Source organism: Acidovorax sp. GW835-FHT14B10 (assembly GCF_058793725.1).
This window is the reverse complement of record NZ_JBXAGC010000056.1, coordinates 1-7168: the sequence shown is the minus strand read 5'-3', so window position 1 is coordinate 7168 and position 7168 is coordinate 1. Positions and strand designations below refer to the sequence as shown.

General features: G+C 64.4%; 9 protein-coding genes and 2 pseudogenes. 4 read left to right on the top strand and 7 right to left on the bottom strand.

Going from position 1 to position 7168, the window contains the following annotated elements; translation table 11 throughout:
* From AC1Q5S_RS21970 to AC1Q5S_RS21955, 4 genes and pseudogenes are all read left to right on the top strand, one after another.
* Positions 1–318 (top strand): annotated as a pseudogene (locus AC1Q5S_RS21970) (hypothetical protein); the annotation flags it as partial.
* Positions 319–397: 79 nt separating this feature from the next.
* Positions 398–775 (top strand): COG4315 family predicted lipoprotein, encoded by a 378-nt coding sequence (locus AC1Q5S_RS21965; RefSeq protein ID WP_492239429.1) that lies wholly within the window; start codon positions 398–400, stop codon positions 773–775.
* 36 nt (positions 776–811) lie between these two features.
* A complete protein-coding gene (locus AC1Q5S_RS21960; RefSeq protein WP_055839841.1) occupies positions 812–1336 on the top strand; it encodes an RNA polymerase sigma factor in 525 nt (174 codons plus the stop codon).
* 1 nt (position 1337) lies between these two features.
* On the top strand, positions 1338–2174 hold the full coding sequence (locus AC1Q5S_RS21955) for an anti-sigma factor family protein (RefSeq protein WP_055839838.1): 837 nt from the start codon (positions 1338–1340) through the stop codon (positions 2172–2174).
* Here AC1Q5S_RS21955 and AC1Q5S_RS21950 read toward each other — a convergent pair.
* From AC1Q5S_RS21950 to AC1Q5S_RS21920, 7 genes and pseudogenes are all read right to left on the bottom strand, one after another.
* Entirely contained in the window at positions 2147–2749 is a 603-nt protein-coding gene (locus tag AC1Q5S_RS21950; RefSeq protein WP_492239428.1) for an Nmad2 family putative nucleotide modification protein, read from the bottom strand. The two genes, AC1Q5S_RS21955 and AC1Q5S_RS21950, sit on opposite strands and share 28 nt — an antisense overlap.
* Entirely contained in the window at positions 2746–4140 is a 1395-nt protein-coding gene (locus tag AC1Q5S_RS21945) for a YncE family protein (RefSeq protein ID WP_492239427.1), read from the bottom strand. Before AC1Q5S_RS21945 ends, AC1Q5S_RS21950 begins: the two co-directional genes overlap by 4 nt.
* Positions 4141–4171: 31 nt before the next feature.
* Positions 4172–4594 carry a DUF305 domain-containing protein gene (locus AC1Q5S_RS21940; protein ID WP_492239426.1) on the bottom strand — a complete coding sequence of 141 codons (423 nt, stop codon included), beginning with the start codon at positions 4592–4594 and terminating at the stop codon, positions 4172–4174.
* A complete protein-coding gene (locus AC1Q5S_RS21935; protein WP_055839826.1) occupies positions 4573–4893 on the bottom strand; it encodes a high-potential iron-sulfur protein in 321 nt (106 codons plus the stop codon). Before AC1Q5S_RS21935 ends, AC1Q5S_RS21940 begins: the two co-directional genes overlap by 22 nt.
* Positions 4894–4954: 61 nt before the next feature.
* Positions 4955–5635 carry a c-type cytochrome gene (locus AC1Q5S_RS21930; protein ID WP_492239425.1) on the bottom strand — a complete coding sequence of 227 codons (681 nt, stop codon included), beginning with the start codon at positions 5633–5635 and terminating at the stop codon, positions 4955–4957.
* A gap of 9 nt (positions 5636–5644) precedes the next feature.
* Positions 5645–6916 carry a SorA family sulfite dehydrogenase catalytic subunit gene (gene sorA / locus AC1Q5S_RS21925; protein ID WP_492239424.1) on the bottom strand — a complete coding sequence of 424 codons (1272 nt, stop codon included), beginning with the start codon at positions 6914–6916 and terminating at the stop codon, positions 5645–5647.
* Positions 6917–7060: 144 nt separating this feature from the next.
* Positions 7061–7168, bottom strand: a pseudogene (locus AC1Q5S_RS21920) (IS5/IS1182 family transposase); the annotation flags it as partial.

The window sequence follows — 7168 nt, the reverse complement described above, 5'->3', positions numbered from 1 at the left end:
GTGAGCATCGAGTTCACGCAAAAGGGTGGGTCAGATCGAGATGGAAATAGTGGGTTAGGTTTGCGTGGAAATCAACAACCGCGCTCTGGCAGGATCGAACCATCATTGGCGTTGGCCCAAACGGTAGCTGTCGTCGGTCATGGCAACAGCCTGCGGGCGCTGGTGATGCAGCTTGAAGAACTCAGTGAACAAGCGGTCTCGTGCCTGGAGATCGCCAACGGCGAAATGCGTGCCTATGAGTCAGGCGCTGGTCGCACACTGCATCTGCAATGCATCTGGCAGCCATCTGCGCTGGCGCCCATCTCAAAAATTCTTTGAGACAGCGGAATAAACGCAGGCGGCCAAGCGTCTGTCTGGATGTCAACTCTGACCAATTCCATCTTCCACAGGACTTCCCATGAAATCTTCCCTTCTGCCCACCCTGATTCTTGCGCTCGCCGCGCTCGCCTCTGGCGCCGCTATGGCCGCCGCTCCTGTCAAGACAGCCGGCGGCATGCTGGTCAACACCAGCGGCATGACGCTCTACACCTTCGACAACGACACGGCGGGCAGCGGCAAGAGTGCCTGCAACGGCCCGTGCGCCGGACTGTGGCCACCGGTGATGGCAGAAGCGGACGCGAAGCCCGAAGGCGACATGACCATCGTTGTGCGCGACGACGGCACCAAGCAGTGGGCCTACAAGGGCAAGCCGGTGTACCTGTACAAGTCCGACATTAAGGCCGGCGACATGACTGGCGACAACTTCAAGAACGTCTGGCACGTCATCAAGCCCTGACCGACCAGAACGGAAGAGAGCACGACGCTTCATCCCATGCGCGCACAGGACGAAGCCTCGATCGTCGCCTGCATTCCCAGCCTGCGCCGTTACGCGCGCGGGCTGGTGGCAGACACCGAGCGAGCTGACGACCTGGTGCAGGACACGCTGGAACGGGCTTGGAGTCGGTTCTCGCTTTGGCAGAAACGCGGCGACATCCGCGCCTGGATGTTCGGCATCATGCACAACCACTTCATCGACGGTGTACGCGCCAAGGGCAGGCGACCCGAGGACAGCGCGGGCGACGACCTGCCCGAAATCCCACAACGAGCCAGCCAGTCCGACGGCATCGAGGTCCGCGACCTGGACCGCGTCCTGCAGCGGCTGCCCGTGGAGCAACGCGAGGTGCTGCTGCTCATCGCAGTCGAAGAAATGAGCTATGCAGAAGCCGCCACCGCGCTCGGCGTGCCCATCGGCACGGTGATGTCCCGCCTGGCGCGCGGCCGTGACAAGCTGCGACAGGAACTGCAAGGCCGCGCGCCATCAGCCCAAGTTGCCGCGCCCCTGCGCAGGATCAAGTGACATGGACTCTCCCCCACTCAAACCCATTTCCACCGACGGCATCAAGCCGGTGACCGAAGCCGATCTGCATGCTTACGCGGACCAGCTTCTGGACTCTTCGCGGCATGTCGAAATCGATAAATTCCTGGATGCCCACCCGGCCGAACGCCAGCGCGTGGACGATTGGCGTGCCCAGAATCTGGCGCTCAAGCAGTTGCTCGACCCGGTCCTGTCCGAGCCCTTGCCGTTGCGCCTGCCGCTGAAGCCGGCGCCGGGGGCGGGCTGGCAGGAATGGCCGTGGCGCTCCCTGGCAGCCGGCGTGGCGATCGCGGTCGTCAGCACCGGGTCGGCTTGGTGGGGCCGTGGCGCCTACGATGGGCAACTGCAGCGCAGTGCCACGCTGGCGGCGGCGCGAGTGGGCACGCTCAATGGTTTCGCTCACCGTGCAGCCGTGGCCCACGTGGTCTACAGCCCGGACGTGCGTCGTCCGGTGGAGGTCGGCGCCGACCAGGAGCAGGCACTCGTCACCTGGCTGACCAAGCGCATGGGCACCGAAGTGAAGCCGCCCGACCTGCGCGCCCTGGGCTACGAGCTCATCGGCGGGCGGCTGCTGCCGGGCGACAAGGGGCCGGTGGCGCAGTTCATGTTCGGCGGCGCAAAGGGCGAGCGTCTGACGCTGTACGTCACCCGCGAGGACGCCGGACGCGAGACGGCCTTCAAGTTCGGCCAGGATGGCCCGGTGAATGTCTTCTACTGGGTCGACAAGGAATTCGGCTACGCCATCTCTTCAGGCGACAGCAAGTCCGAAATGCTGCGGGTCGCGGAGGCGGTCTACAGCCAGCTCGAAGTGCACAAGTAGTCTTGGCGCCCGATGGGCCAGGCATCGACGGGATTTCCGTTGCGGCCCATCGGCCAGTGGTCCAGCCAGTGCTGCAGCACGGCGACGTCATCAGCCCGCCGCCGCCGGTGCAGCGAGTGTCCCTGGCCCGAATGCGTCAGGTGCACCAGATCGGTCGACAGCGGTGGGCTCTGGTCGCCGAAGTACCAGAAATGCCACGACACCAGGGCGTTGAGGCCCGCAATGTCTCGCGCGGCCTCGCTGTCGTCGTGCAACGTGTTGGCCACCTGCTTTATCGAGCCGTTCGCCATCGCCCGATAGAAGTTGTCCGGGGGGCCATCGCCGCCAGGTCGCTTGGCGACAAAGCGCGGGTCCGCCCAGTAGTCGCCCAGCGCCATGACCTCATAGACGCGCATCGCGTAGACGAGCTGGTCGTTGTGGCGGCTGCGCAGGCCGACGATCCAGTCGCCGACACGTGCCGAGCGACGAATCTGCGGCTTGCACACAGCGAGCGAGCACCAGCCGTGAAAAGGATTCGGCGACCCGCCGCGGTCTTGCCGCACGACGTAACGAAAGATGCGCGGGCCTTGGATCACATCGGGCTGCGCAGAACCACCTTGGCTGCATCCATCGCCCCATCGCCTTCGATGACCACGATCGATGCGGTCTTCGGATTGGCTTCCGACTGCAGACGAGTGACCTCGCGGATTTCGCCGATCGCCGTGCCGTCGGCCATTCCCATCGGATTGGTCTTGAAGCTGGCGACGGGCACTTTCTGATCGCCCACGTAGATGCTGTAGACCGTTTCCGGCTTGAGTTTGTAGAGGAACAGTTCCAGCGCATCGACCACACCGAAATTGCGTGCCACCACGAAGCCCTTGGCATCGCCTGAAGCGGGCATGAGCGGGATGTTGACCGGCGCGGCGTTGGCCAGCGGCTTCAGGTTGTCCGTGCCGGCACCCGACGGTACGGCGTTCGAAACGTAGACCAGCGCCTGCGGAGCCTGTCCAATCGGCACCGCCGCGATGACTTTGTCGCTGGCGGTATCGATCACCTGGACCGCATCGCCGTTCTCCAGTCCGACGTACATGCGCGTGCCGTCGTCCGATGGCCAGACGCCATGCGGCAGCGCGCCGGTCGCGATGGTGTTGAGCAGCTTCGACTCGCCATCGGTCGAGTAGACCTTCACGACGTTCTCGCCACCCACGGCGACGTACGCCAGCGTGCCGCGCGCGGTTTTGGCGAAGCCGAGATGGTTGGTGATGAAGCCGGTGTCGATCACGCTCGTCACAGCCATCGACTTCACGTCGATGCGCGTGACCTTGCCGACGTCCTTGTGGCCCATCCAGACTTCCTTGCCGTCCGGCGTGAACTGCAGGAACGGCGAGAACGGACTCACGACCGGAATGCGTTTCACGATCTTGTACGAGCGCGTGTCGACCACGGCCACTTCGGGCGTGAAGCTCGACACCACAAAGGCGCGCCCACCGTCCGGCGTGAACAGCACCATGCCGGGGCCGGGCGCGGTCTCGATCCGGCGCTTCTCCTTGAAGGTCTTCGCGTCGATCACCGAGACGTAGTTCTCTCCGCGCACCACCGCCCAGACCTCCTTGCCGTCGCGCGTGAAGAAGGCCTCGTGCGGCGAGCGGCCGACGTAAGTCACGCCCTTGACCTTGTTGGTCGCCGTGTCGATGAAGGTCACCGAGTTCGAGCCGTTGGCAATGGCGACCAGCGTGCGGTGATCGGGCGAGAAACCGAGGCCGTGAACGTTGATCTCGCCCTTGTAGATCGGCGACAGCACGTCGGGGCGCTGGTTGCCCAGCTTGATCTGGCCGAGCAATGTGTTGGTGTTCGGGTCGATCACCGACACCGTGTTGGTGATCTGGTCTGCGGTGTAGACGCGGTCGCCGGGATTGGAAGCGGCCGATGCACCGAAAGATGCAACGGCCAGCGCCGTGGCAAGGACAAGGGGTTTGAGTGAATTCATGAAAGGTCCTTCTTCGACGTGTCTGGAGCGACTACTTGGCGGGTGATGCGTGGCGTGCGAGCCAGGCCTGCATCAGCCGGATCTCGTTGGCCTGCTCGGTGATGATTCCCTGCGCGAGGTTGCGCACTTCCGGGTCTTGCGTGTTGAGCAGGATCGACTTGGCCATGTCGATCGCGCCCTGGTGATGGGGAATCATCATGGTCATGAAGTCGTGCGCGGGCTGGCCGTTCATGGATGCGGTGCGCATGTCGTGGTCCATTACGGCCATGGCATCGCCCATCAGCGCATCGAAGGGCTTGGCCGTGCTGGCCATGAAGCTGGGAGGCACAACGCCCTCGGCTTTCATACCGTGCGCGTGCATGTCGGCCGCCTGCGTCAACGTGCTCCCTGCGACCAGCAACCCGAGGATGCCCGCACGAACGAAGCCGCTGCTCATGCCGCTTTCTTGTTCCATGCGCTGCACCAGCCCGCAGCAGCGACCTGCTTGCCGGCGAACAGCGGGCAGCCGCCCGTCGCTTCCTTGGGCTTGCCTTGAAACAGCTGACAGTTCGCGCAGTTCTGGCTGGCCGCGTGATTGGGGAATTTCTTGGCGTCGACCTTGGTGGTGTCTTCCTTGTAGCCGAGCGCCACGGCCTGAGGATCGGTCTCGGCCAGCTTCGGGCCGCCGGACTGTGCGTGGGCGGCGGAGACGGACAACGCAGTTGCCGCGCCGGCAACTTGCAAGATGAAAAAGCGGCGATTCGTGGGAGTCATTTTTGGATCTCGTGAGGGTTTTGTCGGTGCCGGAATCTTTGCTACGGTGATGGGGACGCGTCTATTGCTTCAAGACGAACGCAGCCAGCGCTTTCACCTCTTCGGGTTTCAGTGCGGCGAAAGGCGGCATCGGCACGCTGCCCCACTTGCCGACGCTGCCGCCACGGATGCTGGCCTCCAGCTTCGACTGCGCCTGCGGATCGGCCTTGTACTTTTCGGCGACGTCGTGATAGCCCGGACCGACGATCTTCTGGGTCAGGCCATGGCAACTCAGGCACGCGTTGCTCGCAAGAAGCGCTTGAACGTTGACACTCGCGCCACCGGCTGGTGGCGCGGCCGCAGCACCCGGTGACGTTGGCGGAGCGGGCGGCGCAGGCGCGGGTGTGGAGGCGGCGATCACACTGGCGTCTGTGGCCTTCGCGGACCCGTAGGCGACCGCCAGGTAGGCACCCACCTGCTTGACTTCGTCGTCACTGATCGGCGCACCGTAGGTGTGCTGCATCTTGGCCATCTCGGCGGTCCACTGCGTCTGCGTCATGCCGGGCGGCTGGTAGTTGACGTAGTCCGCCGAATGGCAGATCGCGCACTTCTGCATCGCGATGGCGTAGCCCGGCAACTTCGACGGGCGCAGCTTCGACGTGTCGGGCAGCAGCTTGATGTCGGGCGGCGCGGCCAGCGCGTTGAACGCGATCAACACGCAGCAGCCAAGAACGGCACGGGCCAAAAAAGTGGGGGTTTTCATGGCGTGTCCTCAGGCGATGGTGACCGGCGTGGACTCGACCACATGGCGGCGGTAACCTGCCGGATTCCAGTCCACCGTGGCGGGCTGGCCTTCGCCCTTCTGGTTGGTCGCACGGACCATGAGCACGGCTCGGCCCTTCTTCGCGAAGCTCACCGGCGCCCGCCATTCGCGAAACGAGAAGCGCCCCAGATCCTTGCCGAGCGTCGCCGCCTTCCAGCTCCGGCCGCCGTCGATGGAGACTTCCACCGTCTTGATGCCGGCGCCGGCATCGAAGGCGATTCCCTTGAGTTCGATCGAGCGGGCGGAAGGCAGGATGCCACCGGCCTGGACGCTGGTGATGAAGCTGCGCACGGGCAGCGTGGAGATCGGCCGCGTCTTCGCCGCTGCGGAACCCGGTGCCACGCACTGGCAGTCGTTGTCGGGCACGCGGTAGGCTGTCGTCATGAACAGCGCGTCGTGACCGTCGAACACATGGTCGATGACCTCGATTTCCGAGAGGTGCTTGACCCAGTAGGTGCCGAAGTAGCCCGGCACGATGAGCTTGACCGGGTAGCCGTTGAGGAACGGAAGGTCCTTGCCGTTCATGCCCCAAGCGAGCATCGGTTCGTCCTGCAGCGCGTGTTCGATGTCCAGCGCCTTGCGGAAATCCGAGGTCGCGGGCAGCACCGGCGTGTCGAGGCCGTTGAAGGTCACCTGTCGGGCACCCGCAGCCACACCCGCCTTCTCGAGCACCTTGCGCAGCGGCACGCCGACCCATCGGGCATTGCCCATCGCGCCATTGGCGAGCTGTGCGCCGAAGACGCGCGGCGACGAGTACCCGCGGCTGTTGCCGGAGCACTGGTTGACCGCCACCACCTCCACCGGCTCGGCCAGTGCCTTCAGTTCGGCCAGCGACAGGTTCAACGGGGTGTTGACCTTTCCTTTGACGGTGAGCCGGTAGGTAGCAGGGTCGATCGCCAGCGGGATGTTGGCCAGGTGGTAACGCACGAAGAAAGCGTCGTTGGCGGTAATCGGCCCTTCGTTGAAGACTGAGAACGGCGTTTCCAGATGCGGCGGCCGGGTGTGAACGCGAATCAGCGGCCGTTTTTGCGGGTACGTCACCATGGGGCGCGGTCCGTCGGCAAAGGTCACGCCTTCGCCAGTATCGCGACCAGCCGCCAGCGCGGCGAGTGGCGACGCACCCAGCGCGAGAAGACCGGCGCCCTGGACGAAGCGCCGACGGGATGGAGCGCGCTTGGCGTCGTGCTGCGCGGTGGGTGTGGCTTCGCGACCTGATCTCATGGTTTGTCTCCGTTTGTTAGGGCAATGCTGATCAAGTAGCGTCAACTCCAACGCACAGCCATTTGAATGCCAAATGGCCCGCAAAGATGCCGAACTTTGCCCCACAGAGCCTGTTTCGGGAGCCTTTGAGCCCCCTTCAAGCCCCTACAGGCGCACCTGTCCCGGCAATTGCCCCCGGGCAAGGTAAATGTTGGCCAGCGCCAAGGCCGTGAACGCCCGCGTGGCGTTCTTCTGAAGCCCGCGGTAGCGCAC

Excerpts from the sequence above, each read along its gene's own strand:
- AC1Q5S_RS21935 (WP_055839826.1), bottom strand. The coding sequence starts at position 4,893 with ATGACTCCCACGAATCGCCGCTTTTTCATCTTGCAAGTTGCCGGCGCG.
- AC1Q5S_RS21945 (WP_492239427.1), bottom strand. The coding sequence starts at position 4,140 with ATGAATTCACTCAAACCCCTTGTCCTTGCCACGGCGCTGGCCGTTGCA.
- AC1Q5S_RS21940 (WP_492239426.1), bottom strand. The coding sequence starts at position 4,594 with ATGGAACAAGAAAGCGGCATGAGCAGCGGCTTCGTTCGTGCGGGCATC.
- AC1Q5S_RS21930 (WP_492239425.1), bottom strand. The coding sequence starts at position 5,635 with ATGAAAACCCCCACTTTTTTGGCCCGTGCCGTTCTTGGCTGCTGCGTG.
- AC1Q5S_RS21955 (WP_055839838.1), top strand. The coding sequence starts at position 1,338 with ATGGACTCTCCCCCACTCAAACCCATTTCCACCGACGGCATCAAGCCG.
- sorA (WP_492239424.1), bottom strand. The coding sequence starts at position 6,916 with ATGAGATCAGGTCGCGAAGCCACACCCACCGCGCAGCACGACGCCAAG.
- AC1Q5S_RS21960 (WP_055839841.1), top strand. The coding sequence starts at position 812 with ATGCGCGCACAGGACGAAGCCTCGATCGTCGCCTGCATTCCCAGCCTG.
- AC1Q5S_RS21965 (WP_492239429.1), top strand. The coding sequence starts at position 398 with ATGAAATCTTCCCTTCTGCCCACCCTGATTCTTGCGCTCGCCGCGCTC.